The sequence below is a fragment of the Salinibacterium sp. TMP30 genome (assembly GCF_038397785.1).
Classification (GTDB): domain Bacteria; phylum Actinomycetota; class Actinomycetes; order Actinomycetales; family Microbacteriaceae; genus Rhodoglobus.
Genome location: NZ_CP151642.1, coordinates 599,047 through 620,534, shown reverse-complemented (window position 1 = coordinate 620,534; position 21,488 = coordinate 599,047). Strand labels below are relative to the sequence as shown.

At 59.4% G+C, this 21,488-nt stretch carries 18 protein-coding genes; 7 read left to right on the top strand and 11 right to left on the bottom strand.

The features are described from left to right. Positions 1-2 precede the first annotated feature (2 nt). The 4 genes from hrpA (at position 3) to AADH44_RS03005 (ending at position 6,843) form a co-directional block, all read left to right on the top strand. Positions 3-3,875 carry an ATP-dependent RNA helicase HrpA gene (gene hrpA / locus AADH44_RS03020; RefSeq protein ID WP_341954029.1) on the top strand — a complete coding sequence of 1,291 codons (3,873 nt, stop codon included), beginning with the start codon at positions 3-5 and terminating at the stop codon, positions 3,873-3,875. 99 nt (positions 3,876-3,974) lie between these two features. Further along, complete coding sequence (locus tag AADH44_RS03015) at positions 3,975-4,829, top strand: CoA ester lyase (RefSeq protein WP_341954028.1); 855 nt, start codon at positions 3,975-3,977, stop codon at positions 4,827-4,829. A gap of 104 nt (positions 4,830-4,933) precedes the next feature. Continuing rightward, positions 4,934-6,091 (top strand): thiolase family protein, encoded by a 1,158-nt coding sequence (locus tag AADH44_RS03010; protein ID WP_341954027.1) that lies wholly within the window; start codon positions 4,934-4,936, stop codon positions 6,089-6,091. Continuing rightward, positions 6,088-6,843 carry a 3-hydroxyacyl-CoA dehydrogenase gene (locus AADH44_RS03005; RefSeq protein ID WP_341954026.1) on the top strand — a complete coding sequence of 252 codons (756 nt, stop codon included), beginning with the start codon at positions 6,088-6,090 and terminating at the stop codon, positions 6,841-6,843. Before AADH44_RS03010 ends, AADH44_RS03005 begins: the two co-directional genes overlap by 4 nt. Positions 6,844-6,868: 25 nt before the next feature. On the opposite strand, the gene AADH44_RS03000 is transcribed toward AADH44_RS03005, so the two are convergent. The 7 genes from AADH44_RS03000 to AADH44_RS02970 all read right to left on the bottom strand — a co-directional run bounded on the left by AADH44_RS03000 (position 6,869) and on the right by AADH44_RS02970 (position 14,486). Next, a complete protein-coding gene (locus AADH44_RS03000) occupies positions 6,869-7,621 on the bottom strand; it encodes an amino acid ABC transporter ATP-binding protein (RefSeq protein ID WP_341954896.1) in 753 nt (250 codons plus the stop codon). Positions 7,622-7,647: 26 nt separating this feature from the next. After that, positions 7,648-8,667 carry an amino acid ABC transporter permease gene (locus tag AADH44_RS02995; RefSeq protein ID WP_341954025.1) on the bottom strand — a complete coding sequence of 340 codons (1,020 nt, stop codon included), beginning with the start codon at positions 8,665-8,667 and terminating at the stop codon, positions 7,648-7,650. Positions 8,668-8,671: 4 nt separating this feature from the next. After that, on the bottom strand, positions 8,672-9,562 hold the full coding sequence (locus AADH44_RS02990) for an ABC transporter substrate-binding protein (RefSeq protein WP_341954024.1): 891 nt from the start codon (positions 9,560-9,562) through the stop codon (positions 8,672-8,674). 222 nt (positions 9,563-9,784) lie between these two features. After that, positions 9,785-10,312: a hypothetical protein gene (locus tag AADH44_RS02985; protein WP_341954023.1), complete on the bottom strand. Its 528-nt coding sequence runs from the start codon at positions 10,310-10,312 to the stop codon at positions 9,785-9,787. A gap of 75 nt (positions 10,313-10,387) precedes the next feature. After that, positions 10,388-10,867, bottom strand: coding sequence for a GNAT family N-acetyltransferase (locus tag AADH44_RS02980; protein WP_341954022.1), 480 nt, complete (start codon positions 10,865-10,867; stop codon positions 10,388-10,390). Further along, positions 10,867-11,862 carry a ribonucleotide-diphosphate reductase subunit beta gene (locus AADH44_RS02975; RefSeq protein ID WP_341954021.1) on the bottom strand — a complete coding sequence of 332 codons (996 nt, stop codon included), beginning with the start codon at positions 11,860-11,862 and terminating at the stop codon, positions 10,867-10,869. Before AADH44_RS02975 ends, AADH44_RS02980 begins: the two co-directional genes overlap by 1 nt. Positions 11,863-12,035: 173 nt before the next feature. After that, the gene (locus AADH44_RS02970) at positions 12,036-14,486 is read right to left on the bottom strand and encodes a ribonucleoside-diphosphate reductase subunit alpha (protein WP_341954020.1); all 2,451 of its coding nucleotides are present in this window, start codon (positions 14,484-14,486) and stop codon (positions 12,036-12,038) included. A gap of 225 nt (positions 14,487-14,711) precedes the next feature. Here AADH44_RS02970 and AADH44_RS02965 point away from each other — a divergent pair, with 225 nt between their 5' ends. Further along, on the top strand, positions 14,712-15,920 hold the full coding sequence (locus AADH44_RS02965; protein WP_341954018.1) for an MFS transporter: 1,209 nt from the start codon (positions 14,712-14,714) through the stop codon (positions 15,918-15,920). Between the two features lie 15 nt (positions 15,921-15,935). Here the strand turns inward: AADH44_RS02965 and AADH44_RS02960 are convergent, their stop codons facing one another. Continuing rightward, entirely contained in the window at positions 15,936-16,934 is a 999-nt protein-coding gene (locus tag AADH44_RS02960; RefSeq protein WP_341954016.1) for an aldo/keto reductase, read from the bottom strand. 61 nt (positions 16,935-16,995) lie between these two features. On the opposite strand from AADH44_RS02960, the gene AADH44_RS02955 reads away from it, so the two are divergent. Then, a complete protein-coding gene (locus tag AADH44_RS02955) occupies positions 16,996-17,703 on the top strand; it encodes a M50 family metallopeptidase (protein ID WP_341954014.1) in 708 nt (235 codons plus the stop codon). Positions 17,704-18,061: 358 nt separating this feature from the next. On the opposite strand, the gene AADH44_RS02950 is transcribed toward AADH44_RS02955, so the two are convergent. Together AADH44_RS02950 and AADH44_RS02945 are read right to left on the bottom strand one after the other, a co-directional pair. Beyond that, positions 18,062-18,886 carry an alpha/beta hydrolase gene (locus AADH44_RS02950; RefSeq protein ID WP_341954012.1) on the bottom strand — a complete coding sequence of 275 codons (825 nt, stop codon included), beginning with the start codon at positions 18,884-18,886 and terminating at the stop codon, positions 18,062-18,064. A 51-nt stretch (positions 18,887-18,937) separates the two neighbouring features. Beyond that, entirely contained in the window at positions 18,938-19,204 is a 267-nt protein-coding gene (locus tag AADH44_RS02945) for a hypothetical protein (protein WP_341954010.1), read from the bottom strand. Positions 19,205-19,359: 155 nt separating this feature from the next. Between AADH44_RS02945 and AADH44_RS02940 the strand changes: the two genes are divergently transcribed. Beyond that, positions 19,360-20,310 carry a DUF4349 domain-containing protein gene (locus AADH44_RS02940; protein ID WP_341954008.1) on the top strand — a complete coding sequence of 317 codons (951 nt, stop codon included), beginning with the start codon at positions 19,360-19,362 and terminating at the stop codon, positions 20,308-20,310. Here the strand turns inward: AADH44_RS02940 and AADH44_RS02935 are convergent. Next, positions 20,307-21,347, bottom strand: a complete 1,041-nt coding sequence (locus AADH44_RS02935; RefSeq protein ID WP_341954007.1) for an LLM class flavin-dependent oxidoreductase — start codon at positions 21,345-21,347, stop codon at positions 20,307-20,309. The two genes, AADH44_RS02940 and AADH44_RS02935, sit on opposite strands and share 4 nt — an antisense overlap. Between the last annotated feature and the right edge of the window lie 141 nt (positions 21,348-21,488).

Sequence of the window (21,488 nt, the reverse complement as noted above, 5' to 3'; positions counted from 1 at the left end):
CTATGTCCGCATCCGAGAATCACTCCGCCAGTACTGCAGCGAAGCTGCCTTCTGACGTCGTAGTGACCTACCCTCCTGAGCTGCCAGTAAGCCAGCGCAAGAACGACATTGCGAAGGCCATCCGCGAGAACCAGGTAGTGATCATTGCGGGTGCCACGGGAAGCGGAAAGACCACCCAGCTGCCCAAGATTCTGCTGGAACTGGGTAAGACATCCATTGGGCATACGCAGCCCCGAAGGATTGCTGCGCGCACCGTTGCGGAGCGTATTGCCGAAGAACTCGGCAGTGAACTGGGCGACCTTGTCGGATACCAAGTGCGGTTCACCGACCGCGTGGGTAAAAATACGCGCGTGAAGCTCATGACCGACGGCATCCTGCTGAACGAGATCCATCGTGACCGTGACCTCAAAAAGTACGACGCGATCATCATTGACGAGGCGCACGAACGCAGCCTCACCGTCGACTTTCTGCTCGGCTACCTGAAACAACTTCGCGAGCGCCGCCCCGACCTCAGCATCATCATCACGAGCGCCACGATCGACCCCGAAAGCTTCTCCAAACACTTCGACGGTGCCCCGATCATCGAAGTGACAGGCCGCACCTACCCCGTCGAGATTCGGTATCGCCCCCTCGTCGCCGAAGATGGTGCCAGCGGAGAGCTGCAAGCCGAAGACGCCGAAGAAGAGGCTGCTAACCGTGTCGACCGCGACTACCTCGAAGGCATTAACGACGCCCTCGACGAACTTGCCCGCGAAAGCGATGGCGATGTGCTTGTATTCCTCTCCGGTGAAACCGAAATTCGGGATGCCGAAGAAGCAATCCGAGGACGCATCAGTGGTGGCGGTCTTCACGAAGGCACCGAAGTGCTCCCCCTCTACGGTCGACTGAGTTCGGCAGAACAGCACCGCGTATTCGAGTCGCGCCGCACCCCCGGCACGCGACGTCGAATCGTGCTCGCCACCAACGTTGCTGAAACCAGCCTGACCGTGCCCGGCATCCGCTACGTCATCGATGCCGGAACTGCACGCATCAGTCGCTACAGCACCCGCGCCAAAATTCAGCGTCTGCCCATTGAAGCCATCAGCCAGGCGAGTGCCAACCAGCGCTCAGGACGTTCAGGGCGAACGAGCGACGGAATCGCGATCCGCCTCTACTCCGAAGAAGACTTCACCTCGCGGCCCGAGTTCATGGAACCCGAGATTCTGCGCACCAACCTCGCCGCCGTGATCTTGCAAATGATCTCGCTCGGCCTCGGCAACATTGCCGACTTCCCGTTCCTGCAGCCGCCAGACTCGCGCGGCATCAAAGACGGCCTCGACCTACTCACCGAACTCGGTGCCATTGAGAACGCAAAGCCCGGTAAGGACGCGAAAGACGCAGCCCCGCGCATCACCCGCATCGGCAAACAACTCAGCCAACTGCCGATCGACCCGCGGCTTGCCCGCATGGTGCTTGAATCGAAACAGCACAGCACGACCCGCGAAGTCATGGCCATCGTTGCCGGACTCAGCATTCAAGACCCGCGAGAACGCCCCCTCGACAAACGCCCGCAGGCCGACCAACAGCACGCGCGCTTCATCGACCCCACGAGTGATTTCCTCACCCTCCTCAACCTCTGGAGCTATCTCGAAGAGAAACAGAAAGCGCTCTCGGGTAACCAATTCCGTCGACTGTGCACAAGCGAATATCTCAATTATTTGCGCGTGCGCGAATGGCACGACGTCTACCGCCAGTTGAGCCGCCTGGCCAAACCGCTTGGCCTCGTTATTGGCGACGCCCACTCGAACCCTGACGGCATCCACCGGTCGCTGCTTGCCGGACTGCTCAGCCACCTCGGGCTTAAGGATGTAGCCAAACGTGACTACATTGGTGCCCGCCAAACCCGGTTTGTTATCTTCCCCGGCTCAGCCCTCGCAAAGAAACAGCCCAACGCGATCATGAGTGCAGAGCTCGTCGAAACCAGTCGACTCTTTGCTCGCATGAATGCGTCGATTGATCCCGTCTGGGCGGAGAAGCTTGCCGGTGATCTCGTGAAGCGCAGCTACTCCGAACCGCACTGGGAAAAGAAGCAGGGTGCCGCTGTCGCCTTCGAACGGGTGACGCTCTACGGCGTCACGCTCGCTGCCCACCGGCGCATCCAATTCTCCCGCGTCGATCTTCCTGCCGCCCGCGAACTCTTCATTCGGCACGCCCTCGTCGAAGGCGAAGACGATCTCACCAAGCGCGACAAACGCGTGTGGGGCTTCGATGCATCGAACCGTGCACTGCGGCGAGACCTCGAGCAGCTCGAAGAACGCAGCCGCCGCCGCGACATCCTGCACGACGATGAAACAATTTTTGAGTTCTACGACACACGGGTGCCCGCAACTGTCGCGTCGGTTCGAGACTTCGAGGGTTGGTGGAAGAAAGCCCGCCACGACTCCCCCGACCTGCTCACGCTCACCACAAACGACCTCCTCGAGAACGCGGATGACGCCGAAGTCGACGACACCAAGTTTCCCACCACGTGGGTGCGCGGCGACCAAACCCTCGCCCTCAGCTACCGTTTCGAGCCGGGCACCGATGACGATGGTGTGACCGTCGCAGTGCCGCTTCCGCTACTCGCCGGTTTGCGCCCCGAAGGTTTCGACTGGCAGGTGCCCGGACTGCGCGATGAACTCGTGACGGCGCTGATCAAGTCGCTGCCGAAACCGATTCGGCGCAACGTTGTTCCGGCCGCCGACTGGGCCCGCAGCCTGCTCGAGGCGGCTCCCACCGATCCGGCGACCGCCGCCTTCGACGACGGTGCCTCACTGACCGAATTCCTAGCGAAAGAGATCGCCCGCCTGACGTACGCCACAGTTTCGGCATCCGACTTCGACCTCGAACGCGTACCCGCACACTTACGGGTCACCTTCGCCGTGATCGATGAGCGTGGCAAGAAAGTTGGCGCAAGCAAATCACTGCGCAGCCTGCAGGCAAGCCTCAAGCCGGTCGCCCGCGAGAGTGTTGCGCGTGCCGTCGAACGACCAACAGAAACGCTCGAACGTTCCGGCATCACGATCTGGGACTTTGGCGAACTCGACCGCTCACGCGACACCAAACACGGTGGTAACACCATCCGTGCCTACCCCGCGCTCGTTGACGACGGCGATTCAGTCTCCCTTCGCCTCATGTCAACACCGCACGATCAGACCATCGCGCACCGGAGCGGTGTGCGTCGCCTGCTGCTGTTAGCGATTCCCTCGCCGCTCGGGTACATCAACGAGCACCTCACCGGTAACGAAAAACTCGTACTCGCGCAAAGCCCATATCGCTCAACGAATGCCCTCTTCGACGACTGTCTGCGCGCCTGTGTTGACTCCGTGATGGGCGATCGCGAAATCTTCTCGCAGCGCGAGTTCGAGTCGCTGCGCAACGAGATCTCGGCAGGGCTGGTTGATTCACTCTTTGCCACCGTCTCGCTCGTGGCATCCATAGTTTCTGGCGTACGACTGGCCGATAAAGCGATACGTGCCGCAACAAGCATGCATCTCATTGCGCCGCTCGGTGATGCTCGCGAACAGCTCGATTCGCTCGTGTATCCGGGGTTCGTGTCAGCCACCGGACTAACCCAGCTGCGCCGCGTTCCCGTCTACCTCAAGGGCATCGAACACCGCGTAACGAAGCTCACCGAAAACCCTGGCAAAGACCGCGGATGGATGTCAGAAGTCGAGCTCGCGACCCGCCGCTACAACGACGCTGGGGGCACCCTCCCGCTTGAACCTCATCCTGAACCACAGATTGCCCGAGCCCGCTGGATGCTCGAAGAACTCCGCTTGAGCCTCTTCGCGCAACACTTGGGAACAGCCGAATCGGTCAGCGTGCAACGCATCGCCAAAGTGCTCGCTTCGTAAACCTGCCGATTTCTGTGCCACACAGCCAGCACCGGGTACCCTTGAGGCTGCGAGTGGCACGAGAACGTCGCCCCTCTTCTGAAAGAAAGCAGCTACCGCGTGTCCGAAAGCACCACCTCCCGCCCCACCACCCACGACGTATCCGCAGAGATTGCGCGCTCATGGCTTCTGGTTGCCGCAACCCGCCCCGAAGATTTTGATGCCGCCGAACGATCGCGCGCCGACCAGATCATCCTCGATATCGAAGATGCCGTAGACCCTCGCCTAAAGTCGACCGCTCGCGATGCTGTGGTCTCGTGGCTAAGCAAGGGCGGCAGCGGTTGGGTGCGCATCAACGATCGCACCTCAGATTTCTGGTCAGATGATGTGGATGCTCTCGCCGGGCTCCCTGGCCTGCGTGGTGTCATGCTCGCCAAAACTGAGGCAGCAGCTCACGTCTCCGAAACTTTTGACCGCCTGAAGGGTGCCACGCCCGTCATCGCCCTCGTGGAGTCCGCCCTCGGCATTGAAGAAGCGGCGTCGATCGCCCGCGCCCGCGGTGTATACCGTCTGGCGTTCGGCAGCGGAGACTACCGTCGCGACACCGGAACCAGTTCTGACGACCTCGCGATGGCATACCCCCGTTCGCGCCTTGTCATTGCGAGCCGCGTCGGCAACCTACCTGGCCCCATTGACGGGCCCACTGTTGGCACCAACCATCCAGTTCTTCGCGAGCAGGGCAGTATGGCTGTTGCGCTCGGCATGACCGGAAAGCTGTGTCTCGATATCGAACAATTGCCGATCATTAACGAAGTCATCAGCCCCACCCGGTCGGACGTTGCGTGGGCTCGTGAATTCTTGGAAGACTTCGAGGCTCGTGGGAGTGTCATCCGCGACGGCAGCGACCTACCCCGCCTCGGTCGTGCCCAGAAGATCGACAAACTCGCTCGTGCGTTTGGTGTCGAACCAGCCTAGACGTTCCGGATCGAACCGGCCTAGACGTTCCGGATCGAACCGGCCTCAGAGCTGAGCCGCCGCGGCTCTTCCCCCCCACCCCCACCCACGATTAGTGTTGAGGCATGACAACGGCAGTCATCGTTGACGCGATTCGCACGCCCTCAGGCCGAGGCAAACCCGGCGGAGCACTCTCAGAAGAGAACCCTGTCGATTTACTCGCGACGGTGCTCCAAGGGCTGCTCAGCAGAAACGACCTTGATCCGGCAACCATCGATGACGTGATGGGTGGTTGCGTCACGCAGTCTGGCCAGCAGGCCGTGAATGTGACCCGTAACGCGGTGCTGGCAGCGGGATTCCCCGAGTCGGTACCGGCCACCACGATTGACCGCCAGTGCGGGTCAAGTCAACAGGCAGCCCATTTCGCCGCCCAGTCGGTGATGGCCGGTGTGAACGATGTCGTGATTGCCTGCGGTGTTGAACTGATGAGTTCACACCCGATTGGGCAAGCAACACTCGGCCAGAGCACGATGAGCCCCCTACTTCGCGAGCGCTACCCCGAGGGCTTGGTCAATCAGGGCATTTCGGCTGAACTTATTGCCACGCGCTGGGGTCTTGACCGTGATGACCTCGATGTCTTCGCCGCCGTCTCGCACTCGCGCGCTGCCCTCGCCGACTTCAGCAGTGAGATCCTGCCCATTGGTGGGCTGCGGCGCGATGAGACCATCCGCTCGGGCACAACGGCCGACGGACTCTCCGGCCTTTCCCCCGCGTTCTACGACGAAGAAGTCGCGGCACGCTTTCCCGAGATTCAGTGGCGCGTGACAGCAGGAAATTCGTCGCCACTCACCGACGGCGCTTCCGCAGTGCTCATCATGAGCGAGGAACGCGCTGCCGCTTTCGGCCTCACGCCGCGCGCACGCTTCCACTCCTTTGCCGTGGTCGGTTCCGACCCGATTGAGATGCTGACCGGGATCATCCCCGCGACGCATCGTGTTTTGGAGCGCAGCGGCATCCGCCTCGACCAGCTCGACAGCATTGAGGTCAACGAAGCCTTCGCGTCGGTCGCCTTGGCGTGGCTACAGGAATTCCCGGTTGACCCCGCCACCATGAATCCACGCGGTGGAGCGATTGCTCTCGGCCACGCCCTCGGCTCCTCAGGCACACGCCTGCTCACCACCCTCGTCAATCAGCTCGACGCCACCGGCGGCCGCTACGGACTTCAGGTCATGTGCGGAGGCGGCGGAATGGCAAACGCAACACTCATCGAAAGGATTGCATGAGAATTCAGGATGCCGCAGCACTGATCACCGGTGGCGCTAGCGGTCTTGGCTTGGCTACCGCTCGCGCTCTCGCCGCGCAGGGTGCGTTGGTCACCATCGCCGACCTTCCCAGCTCTCGCGGAGTCGAGATTGCCGAAGAATATGGCTTCCGATTCGCGCCCACCGATGTTCGCTCTGAGGCTGACGTTCAGGCTGCCGTCGCCCTCGCTAGCTCGGTCGGTTCGTTGCGCATTGTCGTGAACTGCGCCGGCGTTGCCACCCCAGGGAAGACACTGGGACGCAAGGGTGTGCTGCCCCTCGAATCCTTTGAAACCGTGATTGGGATCAACCTCACGGGCACCTTCAACGTGATCCGTTTGGCTGTGGCCGCGATGGTTGAGACCGAACCTATTGATGATGAGCGCGGTGTGATCGTGAATACGGCGTCCGTCGCGGCCTTCGATGGGCAGATCGGACAACCCGCGTATGCTGCGTCAAAAGCGGGCGTCGCCGGGATGACTCTGCCGCTGGCCCGCGAGTTTGCTTCGGCCCAGGTGCGCGTCATGACGATCGCACCGGGCATCTTCGAGACGCCGATGATGGCCGGGCTGCCCCAAGAGGCGCAAGATTCTCTCGGCGCGCAAGTGCCACATCCGTCACGTCTGGGTCGCCCCGGTGAGTATGCGGCACTTGTGCAGCACATCGTCGAGAACCCGATGCTCAACGGCGAGGTCATTCGTCTGGATGGTGCGATCCGGATGCAGCCGCGCTAGGCAGCGCATCCGGATCGACCTGAAGTTACAGAACCTTCGAGAGGAACGCTTTCGTGCGTTGATGCTGCGGGTTGCCGAGCACTTCGTCTGGATCGCCAGACTCAACAACAACGCCACCATCCATAAAGACGAGCTGGTCGGCGACTTCGCGCGCGAAGCCCATCTCGTGGGTGACAACAATCATCGTCATGCCCGACTGGGCGAGACCCTTCATCACGTCGAGCACTTCTCCCACTAGTTCAGGGTCGAGCGCCGATGTGGGCTCATCGAACAGCATGAGCTTCGGTTCCATGGCGAGTGCACGAGCGATCGCTACCCGTTGCTGTTGGCCACCGGAGAGGTGTGCAGGGTAGGCATCTTCCTTTTCGGCGAGTCCCACGCGAGCAAGCAGTTCCCTGCCGTGCGTGATTGCGGCATCCTTCTTCACCTTGTTGACTCGAATGGGCGCTTCGACGATGTTTTCTAGGGCCGTCATGTGCGGGAACAAATTAAAGCGCTGAAAAACCATGCCGATATCGCGGCGCTGACGAGCAGCTTCACGCGGCTTGAGCTCATAGAGCTTGTCACCGCGTTCTTCGTACCCGACCAGAACACCGTCGACGCTGAGCCTGCCCGCATCGACACGTTCGAGATGGTTGATGCAGCGAAGGAACGTTGACTTGCCGGAACCACTGGGCCCGACCAGACACATTACTTCGCCGCGGGGAACCGTGAGCGAGATGCTCTTCAGCACCTCGTTGGATCCGAAGCTTTTCGACACACGGTCGGCGTACACCATGGGCGCTTCGCTTGTGGCTGCAGCAGTCATCGGTGCTCCTTTCCTGACGCATCAGTATCGGTGCCGGGCTCCGGTTCGGATCCGGGTGTATCGATGACTCCGGTCACGAGAGGGATCGTTCCCGTAGCATTGTCGTTCTTCTCTGGCCGTGCCTGCCCGACACCACGCGAGAAACGCTTCTCAAGGAAGTACTGGCCCACCATCAGAATCGAGGTGAACAGGAGGTACCACGCCGATGCCACCAGCAACAGCGGGATGGGGTCAAAGATCACTGCGGAGATATCCCGGGATCTTCCGTAGAGGTCAAAGCTGAACGGTACTGCGGATACCAGCGAGGTCGTCTTCAGCATCGAAATAACTTCGTTGCCGGTTGGCGGAATGATGATGCGCATCGCCTGCGGGATAACGACGCGAGTCATTGTCTGCAGCCACGACATACCGAGAGCGGTGGCGGCCTCATCCTGACCCTTGTCCACCGAAAGGATGCCGGCGCGCACAATCTCTGCCATGTAGGCGGACTCGTTCAGCGCAAGCCCGATGACGGCAAGCCAAAACACGCTGATGACCGCATTGGTGTCCAGGGAGACCCACGGCTCGGTGAAAGGGATGCCGATGTCAATCGACGAGTAGATTGTCGCGAACAGTCCCCAAAATACGAGTTGCACATACACAGGAGTTCCGCGGAACACCCAGAGATAGAGCCACGCGATGCCCTTGACCACGGGGTTATCTGAGAGTCTCATAACCGCGAGGGTGACACCGAGAACGATCGCCAGGATCATCGCATAGACGGTAAGCAGGAGGGTGTACCCAGCAGCTTCGGATATACGTTTGTCGAAGATGAATTTGGCGAAGTTATCCCAGCTATAGGCTTCCCGCTGCGACGCATCAACAACAAACAGAACCAGCATCGCCACGAGAATGACCGCGATTACATTACGCCACGGGTGGCGAAGACGAATCGCCCTGATCGCCTCCGCTTGGTCAGTGCCGTTCGGCGACACACTTGCGGGTGTCGCCGAACGGCCAGAGTCTGACACAGTCATCTACCTAGCTGGTTGTTGCCGCGTTGATGGCGATCTCCGAAACAGCGCCGCTGAAGACGCCCCACTCTTCGAGGATCGACTTGTAGCTGCCGTCATCAATCATCGACTGCAGTGCTGCCTGGAGGGCTGCCGCGAGAGGCGAATCCTTCTGCACGGCGATACCGTACGGTGCGGTGTCGAACGAATCTCCGGCGAGTTCGATCTTGTCGGCTACCTTGCTCACCGCGTACTGGGTGATGGGTGAGTCGGCGCTCATGGCGTCGGCGCGCCCGAGGGCGAGAGCGTTGGTTGCTTCGTCCTGCTTGTCGAATTTGAGGATGTTGATGGGCTCTTTGCCAGCGTCGGTGCATTCTTTCGACTTGGCCGGAAGCTCATCGGTCTCTTCGTAGGTCGTCGTCTGCACGGCAACAGTCATGCCACACGCATTGGCTGGATCGACGTCTTTGCCGATCTGCTGGGCCCACTGAATACCGGCCTCGTAGTAGTTGACGAAGTCAACGCTCTTCTCGCGCTCTTCGTTGTCGGTGAACGACGAGAGTCCGATGTCGTAGCTACCACCAGTAACACTCGGAATGATTTTATCGAAGCTAGAGATTTCGTACTGCGTCTCCAGTCCAAGCTTTGCCGCCATGGCGTCGCCGAGGTCGACTTCCCAGCCGATCGGGTTGCCCGCATCGTCTTTGTATTCGTTGGGGGCGTAAGTTGGGTCGATGCCGATAACCAGCTTGCCGGATGCTTTCACATCGTCAGGAAGCAGGGCTGCTGCGGCCGAGTCGATGCCCACATCTACAGCTCCACCACCGTCGGTTTCTGTGCCGGTGCTGTTGTCAACACAACCTGACAGTGCGAGGGCCGAAATTACGACCAGTGCTGGTATCGCGAATTTGATTCTCATGGTCCAACCTTTTCTATATCCAAGTGAATGCGGCCGACGAATGCGAAATGCGAATCCCGTAGGGCGTACCTCGATGAAACGCCGACGTTGGCAGCCTACCGCCGGGCGCGCGCAATTATTCGCCCACTTGCGCCGTGTGACTGCGAGACCCTCAACAATGTGCCGAATATGTGATGTGGAACTGAGATTATTGCTGCTCAGCGGTGTCGAAATCGGTACTGGTTAGTATTCGCCCTGCGCCGCAGCTTCGAGCTCGGCAAAGTTTATGGTGCGCAATTCGCGCAGCCGACGCTTGCGCTGGGCTTCGTAAAGGGGGTCTTCGGTGGGGAGGTACGCAACGCGAAGTTTGGCAATGATTGCGGTGCCGATTTCGCTCCACGCAAGCTCTCGAGCTTCGTCGATGATGCCCGAAATAAGTTCGCCATCCATGGATGCTTGGCGCAGTCCCTCAGCGAGCCCTACTTGCACTTCGCGGTTACGGTCAGTGTGCGTTACCCGCAGCAAACGCTCCGCCTGGTCAGCGAGTTGGTCGAACTCGACGTGCACGAGGCCTGCCAGCGCACCGTCGTCGTAATCAAGGTGGTCACGGGCGGCATCCACAATTATTCGGTTCTTGACCGCCATGCGCACAGCATTGCGTGCGATGAGTACACCCTCTTCGACAACACGCTCGATAGGTGCCTCTTCGACAGGCTCGGGCGCCCTAAATTTGCCCAGATTGAGGCGCGGGCGCCGCCGAAAAAGTCTCACAGTGCAATTGTTCCGGTTTAGATCGTTGAACGGTATCCCCCGTCCAGTGCAGCATAGATGGCCTACCTGAACGAACTACAGCGTCTTCTCAAAACACACCCCGAATGGGATGGCGGCGTAGTGGCCGAAAGCATCAATCCGTTGGTAGCCGAGGCTCTCATAGAGCACCATTGCTGGCACCTGTACGTGACCGGTCTGGAGCACCAAGGAGTGCGCATTACCCTCGCGGGCGACACCTTCCAACTCGTTCATGAGACGGCGCGCAGCACCCTTGCCCCGATGATTCGAATCAACGAACACTTTCTTCACTTCGAGCGATTGCCCGAAAGGGCGAAGTGCCGCATGACCGATGACGATATCGCCATCGAGTACCAACACCGTGTGACTGACGTCGGAGGGCGCAACCGTCAACGCAGCACTTACGGCGATGCGGCCCGCCTCATCGAGTTCGGCCTGACGATCGGCATACATTGCCGTCGTCTCGAGCTCCATCAGTTCACGCTGCTGGACCGCTCGTGGGTCTAACCAATCAACCCACTCAACGGTCAGTTCCACTAAACCTTTACCTTGGTTGTTGCTGACGCGTTCGCCTCGTACGATGTGTTGGTTGATTCGAAGAAGTTTACGAGCTCAAGAGTGTCATTGGCGGTTGCCATCCACTTGGCGGGGTTTGAGACCTTGTAGTGGGCCTCGAATCCGAGCTCTTCAAGGCGGCGGTCAGCCAGGTACTTCACGTACTGGTTGATGTAGTTGGCGTTGAGTCCGAGGATGCCGCCGGGGAGCAGGTCGTGGTTGTAGGCCTCTTCCATCTCCACAGCATCCAAGATCATTTGGCGGATCTCGTCGGCGAACTCTTCCGTCTGAAGCTCAGGGTTCTCTTCGAGCACGGTCAGGATCAGGTTGATACCGAACTTGAGGTGCAAGCTCTCGTCGCGAACAACCCAGTCCATGAGCGAACCGAAGTTGCGCAACAGGTTGCGCTGGCGGAACGACAAAGCAACCATGAAGCCCGAGTAGAACCAGATTCCTTCAAGGACGACGTTGTAGGCAACGAGGTTGCGGATGAAGTCTTGCTTACCCTCGATGGTGTTGATGTCAAGGGTCTGTTCCGTCATGCGACGGATGTACTTCATTTCGAACTCTTCTTTGCGAGCCATTGACGGCACGTCAACGTGAGAGTTGTAGGCGGCTTCGCGGTCGATCGGGAAGGTCTCGAGCACATACTCGAAGCTCATGCAGTGGTTTGCTTCTTCCCACATTTGCTTCGCAAGGTAGAGCGAGCATTCTGCGGCTGAAACATAGGGGTACACACCAAAGGCGAGTGCCTTGTTAACGAGCAGCTCGTTCGGGTTGAAGTAGCTCATGAGGAAGGTCACCGCGTGACGCTCTTCATCAGTCATCTTCTTGAAGTCGGCGATGTCTTCGCCCAGCTGAATCTCATTCGGGAACCAGGTGTTGGCTACGGCCTGGTCGTACAGGTCCATCGCCCACTGGTACTTGATTGGCTTCAGCAATAGGCCATCTTGCAGGCCTGTTCCTAGAATTCCCATTGTCTTGGCTACTTCTTTCTTGGTTGCGCGTTGTGATGTTTTGGGTGCGCCCACGTCATTCGGTTGCCGTGGGCGGGAGCATTCCCGTGCTCGTTACTGGCAGCTATCGCACTGCAGATCGTCCATGGGGTCGGACGGAACGTAGTACTCGTCGATGGAGTTCTCTCGGTTCATTATGAGTCTTCTTTCTTAGAGAATCCGCCGAAGCCTCGGCGTGCTGGCGTTGAGCTTGCGGGGGCTGCACCCTGCTGAGCAGAGGATGAGGTTGCGGCCTTGGTCGAAGAAATTTCTTCTGACTTGTTGACCTTCACCGTGGACTGCTCTGCCTGGTGGCGAGGCTTCATGTGCAGGTAGTAGGTGGTCTTGACGCCACGCGACCAGGCGTCGAAATAGATATCCATCATGTCGCCGAGGTCACGGGTCTCGAGGTACATGTTGCGGCTGATGGCCTGGTCGATCCATTTCTGGGCACGAGCGGCAACCTCAAGGAACGAGTACGGCGACAGCTGGAAGCTTGTCTTGAAGACTTCCTTAATGTCATCCGGGATACCAGCAACATTTTGGATGTCACCCTGGCTGCGCAGAATCGCTTCGCGGTTTTTCTCCCAGAGACCATGCTCCTGAAGCGTCGACACGAGGTTGCGGTTCACTTCAAGGAATTTGCCGTTCGAGGTTGAGCGGCTGAAGATCTGCGAGAACTGCGGGTCGAGACCGGGCGTGGTGCCAGCAACGAGCCCAATGGACGCGGTGGGGGCGATAGCCATGAGGGTTGCGTTGCGCATTCCCCCCTTGACTTTCTCGCGCATGGCATCCCAGTCGAGTCGTGTCTTGCGGTTGACCTTGATCTCCATGCCACGGTCTTCTTCGGTGAGCGCAATGGAGTCGAGCGGCACGAGGCCCTCGGCCCAACGGCTGCCTTCGAAGTTTGCATAGGCACCGCGCTCTTTCGCGAGTTCGGTGCTGGCGTCGATGGCGGCGTAGGAGACGTGCTCCATGATTTCGTCGATGAGGTCATAGGCCTCTTCGCTCTCATAGCTGTAGCCCAGCTTCTCGATGATGTCGGTGAAGCCCATCACACCGAGGCCAACAGCACGGTTCTGCTCGTTGGAGAAGTCGGCCTCTTTCACGCTGGAGCGCGTGATGTCGATGAGGTTGTCGAGCTGGCGTACGGCCAGTCGTGCACTCTCTTCGATCTTCGCGAAGTCGACTCCGCCTTCCGGCAGAAGGTGACGCGAAAGGTTGATCGAGGCAAGGTTGCAGACGGAGACGTTGTCTTCGTCTTGCGGCAGCGTGATTTCGGTGCAGAGGTTGGAGAGGTGAATCGTGCCCGTGTTGTTGTTGAGCGCACGATTGTTGATCGTGTCTTTGAAGGTGAGCCAGGGGTGGCTTGAGGTCTGCAAGGAAATGAGGATCGATTTGAACTGTTCGCGAGCGCCGATCTTTTTGAACATGTGCATTTCGCCGGCCTCAGCCATGGCGACGTATTCGTTGTAGCGCGTAGAGAATGCTTTGCCGTAGAGCTCGTTGAGGTCGGTAACTTCGAGCGGGTCGAAGAGGTACCACGCGTCATCGTTCTGAACGCGCTTCATGAATTCATCGCTGATCCACACCGCAGTGTTGGCGGTGCGGGTGCGGCGGTAGGGGTCACCCGAGTTGCTGCGGAGTTCGAGGAACTCGGGGAAGTCCATGTGCCAGTTCTCCATGTAGAAGCACAGCGCGCCGAACTTCTTGCCACCACGGCTAACCGCACGCAGGATGGAGTCGATCGTGTGCATGAACGGGATCGGGCCGGTGGAGGTGGTGTTGTTAGAGCGGATGGGCGAACCCTGCGCCCGCAGCTTGGTGACCGAGAGGCCAATTCCGCCGGTGCCCTTGGTGAGCCACATGACATCGCGCGTGGTCTTAGCGATGTGCTCCATGTCGTCTTGCATTTCCATCACGAAGCAGTTGGCCAGCTGCGGGTAAATCGTTCCCGCGTTGACGAGAGTGGAGCCGGCAGCCAAGTATTCGAGGCTAGACATCTTTTGGTAGAACTTGAGCGCAGCCTCGTTGGGGTTCGCTTCGTTCAGCGAGAGGCCCATGGCGATGCGCATCCAAAAGTACTGAGGGACCTCAAGAGCGTCGCCGTTGCGACCCTTGATGCCATAGCGGTTGTTGAGCGTAACAACACCGATGTACTTGAGCAGTTCATCGTGTGCGGGCTCAAGGTGCTCGGCGAGTGCTTCGAGGTCGAACATCTCGGTGAGGCGTGGGTCAAGCAGGCCCTCTTCCACGCCACGGGTGACATTGGGGGCGAAGTGCTCTTTGTGCAGCTTTTTGAGGTCAGCTGCGTCGGTGTAGTCACCGAGCACACGCTTGTAGATGGTCTTGAGCAGCAGGCGTGCAGCCACGACATCAAATGCAGGGTCATCTTTAACGTTCTGAAGGGCAACTTGGATGACTGCTTCGTCGAGCTGTTGGGTCGTAATGCCGTCAAAGAGGGTCAGCTCGAGCTCGGATGCGATCTGGGTAACCCACGTGATGTTGTCGTCGAGACCAGTGCTGGCATCTTCAATTGCGAGGTTGATCTTGTTCGCATCGTATGGCTCCCGCGTACCGTTGCGCTTGACGACTGTGATTGCCACAAAAACTCCCTCAAAATGACTATAAATTGCTCTATCCGCGACCCCCGGTCAAGCGGTTCCACCACTATATATCGTGGGTGGTCGTTGCCGCTAACCCTAGATGTAGTGGGCGTGTCATCCACAGGTGTGTATAACTTCGCGGACTTTTCCACAGCCTATGGATAACCTCTGACACTCAAAAAGCCCGGCAATTCACGCCTCCCTGGCCGCTAAGCTTGAGTTCTTGTGAACGCATACATCGACCTGTTGAAAACTCCGGGCATCGCCAGAATTATCGGCGCGCAACTCACCGCACGCCTTCCCGGCGGCATGCTCTCCCTGGCGATCCTCCTTCACGTCGAACAGATCCACAATTCATACGGCGCTGCCGGCCTTGTGCTCGCAACAACAAGCGTGGGCCAAGGCGTCGCCGGCCCCCTCACGAGCCGCTGGATGGGCGTCTGGGGAATGCGCAAAGTGCTCATCCTCACCCTCATCGTGTCGGCAGCCGCGATTTTCACCATTGCGCTCGCGCCCCTCAGCGTCGGTATGTTCATGGTCGTCGGCCTCATCGCCGGGCTCAGCAACCCGCCCGTGCAGCCTGCAGTTCGTACCATCTACCCGAAGATGGTGAACTCGAAGCAACTCACCCCACTCTTCTCCCTAGATGCATCGGCCCAAGAAATCATTTGGGTCGCCGGCCCGGTGGCCGCGACCTTCCTCGCCGTCCAAATCTCGACGACGACGGCAATCCTGGTTGCCGGCACCTTCCTCCTTGGTGGTGGAGCGTGGTTCATCGCAAGCCCCGAAGTCGGGCAGGTGCGCATCCCGCGCAGCAAGCGGTCCTTCGGTACAGTTCTGCGTCGTCCGCCCGTGATGTTGGCAACAATCACTGGCTTCCTGTTGGTGGGCGCCGCCGCAGCGGTTGAGGCATCCGTAGTGTCGGTGTTCGGTCATGACGGCCCACAGGCCGGTTTTGTGCTCGGAATTTGGGCAATCGGTTCACTCGTTGGCGGCTTGCTCCTTGGCCATCTACCCATTGGCCCGTGGGCACTCGCCCGCCGCATGTTCATCGTGTTCGTCGGCATGGCCCTGGCAATGTTCAGCCTCAACTTCTGGTGGCTGGCCATCATGCTGTTGATCGCCGGCATCGGCATCGCCCCAGCATTCGCCGTAATTTTTGCGATCGTCTCAGCAAGTGTGAAGTTCAGCGATACAGCGGAGGCCTATGGATGGGTCGGCACCGGGCAGCTCATCGGGGCCGCCCTCGGCAGCGCGGTCGCCGGGTTCCTCATTGACGCCAACGGGCCCATCGGTGGATTCTGGGCCGCCACAGTGATTGCCGCTCTCGGCGCGATCGTGCCGACACTGCTACGCGGCTGGCACCCCGACCTGCGCGGCAAAGACGCGAGCCCCATCCCCGACACGGAACCCATCAGCACGCTACGCATGTAGTTCGCGCTTACGGCTCTACCAGCGCGGATGCACGGCGGCACGGAAGTGGTGGTCGTAAATGTCACACACGCCAGCCATGAAGCCCGCACTCAACGCGGGAACATCCCCTGCACCAGCGTTGGAGTGTGCTTGCGAAATGTTGCGTGCACCTGGGATGACCGAGCTCACGCCGGGCTGCTGAGCAACCCATGCGAGAGCAACCTGCGGGGTGGAGAAGTCGGCGACGGCTGGCTCACCCGCGAGGAGGGCCGCGAACTCTTGGGCTGCAGCAATACCAATCTCAAAGTCGACGCCCGAGAAAGTTTCCCCCACATCGAAAGCCTCTCCGCCGCGGTTATACGTGCGGTGGTCGTTCTCCGCAAACGTGGTGTCTACGGTGTACTTGCCACTGAGGAGACCCGAGGCGAGGGGCACGCGGGCAATGATTCCGACGCCGGCATCGAGTGCTGCCGGCAGCACAGCATCCAAGGGCTTCAGTCGGAACGCGTTGAGGATGATCTGCACGCTGGCTACACTGGGGCGGGCGATGGCGGCGAGTGCCTCATCCACGGTCTCAACGCTCACACCGTAGGCGGCGATTGCGCCCTCAGCGACGAGAGCGTCGAGGTCGTCAAAAACCCGATCCATGCTGAGAACAACAGTCGGAGGACAGTGCAGTTGCACGAGGTCAAGGGTGTCGGTGCCGAGGTTACGACGTGATCGGTCGGTCCATTCACGGAATTTGGTGAGGGTGAAGTTGGCAGCGACTTGCGCTTCGCGACGACCCATCTTGGTAGCAACAGTGATGTCGAGTTCTGGGCGATCGGCGAGGTAGCGGCCGATAAGTGATTCGCTGCGGCCGTCGCCGTAGACATCGGCGGTGTCGAAGAAAGTGACTCCCCCGTCAACTGCTGCGTCGAGCACTCCGCGGGCATCCGCTTCGCTCACATCACCCCAGTCGGCACCAAGCTGCCAGGTTCCCAGACCGATTGCTGAAACGGAGCGACCTGTGCGGCCGAGAGTGCGAATATCCATGAGATCACGCTACGCCCTCAACGAGGGGGTAGATCGCGAATGCAGGTGAGAGAATTTGGGCATGGCTGACTTTCTCGACTCCCTTGCCCGCACAACGCCGGTCGAGATCTCTCCGACTGTGCTGATCGTGATCGCAGCCACCGCAGCCGTGCTCAGCATTCCGCAGCCGATCTGGAAGTGGTTCGGGCTTTTCACGACGCTTGTGCATGAACTGGGTCACGCGGTGGGTGCCATTCTGACCGGCCGTTTTGTGCACGGCATGAAGATTCGCATGAACCATTCGGGAGAAGCGGTGAGCAGCGGGCGCGGTGCACTCGGGTCTGCGATCAGCGGATCGCTCGGCTATCCCGCTCCGGCAATCGTGGGTGCCATCCAGTTGTGGTGCGTCACGCAGGGGTACACGGCGCTGGCCCTGTTCGTGGGCGGCATCATCCTTATCCTGACTCTGCTCGTTATCCGCAACCTGTTCGGCTTTCTGGTGGTCGCAGTTTCGGCAGCAGCGAGCGCAGCCCTCTGGGTATGGGCGACCCCCGAACAGCAGAGCTACGTGCTTCTGGTCATCGCGATCGCCCTTCTCGTTGGTAGCGTGCGCGGCCTCGCGACCGTGATCGGTGTGCACACCCGTCGTCGCGACCAACTGAGCACCTCCGATGCCTACCTGCTTTTCACGCGCACCGGCATCCCGTCTGTCGTTTGGTTGTTGCTCTTCGCCGCCCTCATCGGTGCGAGCGTCGTGTGGGCAGTGACGACGGTGCTTGAGAGCTACTAGCCGCACCACTGTGGGTCGGATGCCTGCCTCGTGAAACTCAGGAAAAACGCCATTCCTTATGAGAAGCCCACACTGAAAGAAACCGGGGGTCGGGGCTGATCACAAGCACGAGGCCGAGGCCGAGAGAGTCCCGCACAAGCGGATGCACGGCCGTCTGCCGCTCCCCTCAACGCCGCATTCACTCGAAGCGGGCCCTCGACTGACGTTGCTTCAACACTGACTACTCGACCATTTTCCTGAATTTCCGAATCAAGGGCGACAACGCCACGGGTACCTGCTGCGTGCAGCGGGATGGCCAGGCTCATCCAGTTTGGTCATGGTGGCTTCGACCACGATTGTGGAAGGCTATTCCGAGCCCTTAGTTTTTGCCAGAAACCTTGCGGCCGGCCGCAATTACCTCAACGATTTTGCTTGCAAGTCTCCGGCGAACGAGGTGATCGTTGGCCTCAACCCGGTGCATCGTGATGTGACGCATTTGTTCAATAATTCGCATCGTTCCGGGTGCTATGAACTGATCCAAAGAACCGTAAATGACATCGATGGGAACTCTGACCGCGGCAATGTCGCTCACCGTCGTCTGAGATTCGATGCAGTTCTGCAGACTCAAAACGAACGCGCGCCAATTGCCCTCCGAAACATCAAGAATGTCGTCGAGCTGAAATAGCCGCCGCAGCCTGTCGACGGTTGCCATCGTGAATTCCTTGTTCGTGCGCAAAAACTCGTAGGCGCGCAGGTAGGCACCTACTCGAGCCCGAACAAGCGGGTCGCCAATTTGCTCCGGGGGAACGTAGATCGGTGGGCTCACCATCATCAAGCGGCTCACTCTGCTGGGATGCATAGCGGCAAATCGGGCTGCAAGCAGGCTCCCCAACGAATGGCCCACCAGGATGAAAGGAGCGTCCAGCTTCAGCGAATGAATCGTGGAATTGATCGCCGCCACGTGATCTTCAATGGTGAAGTTCGATTCTGGGGGACTCGGAGACTCACCAAAACCGAGAAGGTCAAAAGAAATACAGCGATAGTGGTCTGACAATTGGGGAATGACTCCCGCAAAGGTCGCCGCAGACGAGGCAATCCCGTGAAGGAAGACTATTACCGGGCCTTCGCCTTCATCTGCGGCGATATTGAGTTTCGGAGCCAACGACGGAAGTAGTCTTCGCCGAATGCTGCGCCAAATGCCCATGCGTCTAGTATCCCAGTCGCAGGTGCCGGGATACCGGACGAAGGAAACTAATTAGCGCAGGTCTTCTTTGTATTCATTCTTAGCCTCAGTGGCTTCGCGCTCAGCTTTCGCGCGCTCAAGATCGGCTTCAGCCTTCGACACCTCAGCGTCTGCTTGGGCTTTATCGGCTGCGTCGCTTACGCGCTCCTTTGTGTCGTCAACAAATTCGCCAACCTTCTTGGCGGTTGCTTCGCCGGTATCCTTTGCGTTATCAATGAAGCCCATGATTCCTCCAGATAGTTGGTAATCCGCGTCTTGCGATGCCCCATCGTGGAGCACAGTCTCACGATACGCATGAAGGCCGACAGTGCCCTCAGTTTCCGCATAAGGCCAAGCTTTCTCCCAGATGACATCAAGGTGCAGACGCGAGTGACGATCAAAAAGTCAGAAACGTTGGGTAGTTTTTAGGGGTCGTGCGGCCCTACGGTGAAACCATGAGGCGCACACTATTCATAACGACCGCACTGGCACTATCGGCCCTGACACTCTCGGGATGCTCGGCGGGGGTTACTGAGATGGCACCGGGCGATACGCAAGAGTACCTAGTCGAGGGATCAGCGGACGGGCGTTCGGGTGCGGCCGACAGCGTTGCCGAAGGCGGAATAGCCTACGACGACGCCACCATTGCCGACACGAGTCGTGACGTCATAACAACCGGCTACATGTCGGTGACAGTGAAGAGTCCGGATGACGCGAGTGCCCAAGCGATTCGAATCACTGAGTCCGTTGGGGGCCGCGTAGACGGACGTAGCGAATACGCGCCCCGTGACGGAGAACGAGGAAGCGCAACCTTGACTCTGCGGATACCCGCCTCTGAGCTCACCGCCACGCTCGACAAGTTCAAGAAGCTCGGAACTCTGCAGGAAGTCTCCACCAACTCGGTCGACGTCACCATGGAATCCCGTGACCTTGAGGCACGAATTACCGCACTCGATGCTTCCGTCGAACGTTTGCTGGCACTGCTGAGCACGGCGGAGGACACCGACACCCTTATCCAGCTGGAAACGGCGATTTCCAGTCGCCAAGGTGAACTCGAAAGCCTGAAATCACAGAAGCGATACTTCGATGATCAAGTAGCGATGTCGACACTCACCCTCACCCTCGTGTCGGTTGCCGACGCTCCCAGTGTTGAGCCTGACGATTTCTTCGCCGGCATCATCACCGGGTGGAACAGTTTCGTCGCCTTCTTCGCCGGACTACTCGTCACCATCGGAGTGCTTCTTCCGTGGCTCGTCTTTGCCGCAATCATCGCCGGCATCATCTTGCTCATTGTGCGATCGAAGCGCCGCTCGCGTCGTAGCCGCGCCAATGCCAATGCCAATGCCAATGCCAATGCCAATGCTGCCCCGGAATCCGAGATTCCCGAAGCTCCGAAGGCCGATTAGGAAGCGTCAGCTAAAAGTTCTCGCACACGAGGAATCACCTGGGTTCCGTATAACTCAATGCTGCGCATCATTTGCTCGTGAGGCAAAGTGCCAGCGCTGTACTTCATGTCGAATCGTTGGATCCCGAGCGCAGAGATGGTCTTAGCCATCTTCTGCGCTACGGTTTCCGGCGATCCCGCATACAGGGAGCCGTGCTGAACCTCTCCCATGAACTCTTCGAGAGTGGATGCCGGCCACCCCCGTTCGCGACCGATGCGGTCACGCATCACGCTGTAGTGGGGCCAGAGTTCGTCCACAACATCGTCATCCGAGTCGGTGATGTAGCCGGGCGAGTGAACGGCGATCGGCAGGTCTGGCTGCCCAAGCTCGGCAAGTGCGCGGTGGAAGAGTTCGGCATAGGGCGCGAACCGTTCCGGCTGGCCGCCGATGATGGCGAGAACAAGCGGCATCCCGTAGCGTGCGGCACGCACGACAGACTCTGGGCTTCCGCCAACGCCAATCCAGGTGTTGAGCTTGCCTGATTCGGTGCGAGGAAAGACGTCTTGATTATTAAGGGGGGCCCTGAGCGTGCCCTTCCACGTGATGGGCCCTTCCGTGATGAGCTCAGCGAAGAGGTCGAGCTTCTCGGAGAAGAGCGTCTCGTAGTCCGCGAGGTTATAGCCAAAGAGGGGGAATGATTCGGTGAACGATCCGCGCCCCAAGATGATCTCGGCACGGCCGTTTGAGAGCGCGTCAACGGTCGCGAATCGTTCGTAGACCCGCACCGGGTCATCGGAGCTCAGCACAGTGACTGCCGAACCCAATTTGATGTTTTCCGTCGCTACCGCGAGCGCCGCCAACACCGTTTCGGGCGCACTAATCGCAAAGTCATCACGGTGGTGCTCGCCGACACCGAAGTAGTCGATGCCAAGCGCGTCGGCCAAGACGCCCTCGGCAACAACGTTGCGGATAACTTGGGCCTGACTCAGTGGCGCGCCATTCTCGTCTACCGTGACGTCGCCAAATGTGCCGAGTCCAAACTGAACCTGCTGATTCACGAGTTCCCTTTCGCTGTGACGCCGATCGCGTCCCTAGCCAAAACCGCAGCCGCGCATCCGCTATTCCCTGATGTTCACGACTGAGACCGCCAGATGGCGGGCACGCTTCTGTGGTTAATTCGGAGTGTGAGCTGCCCCCAC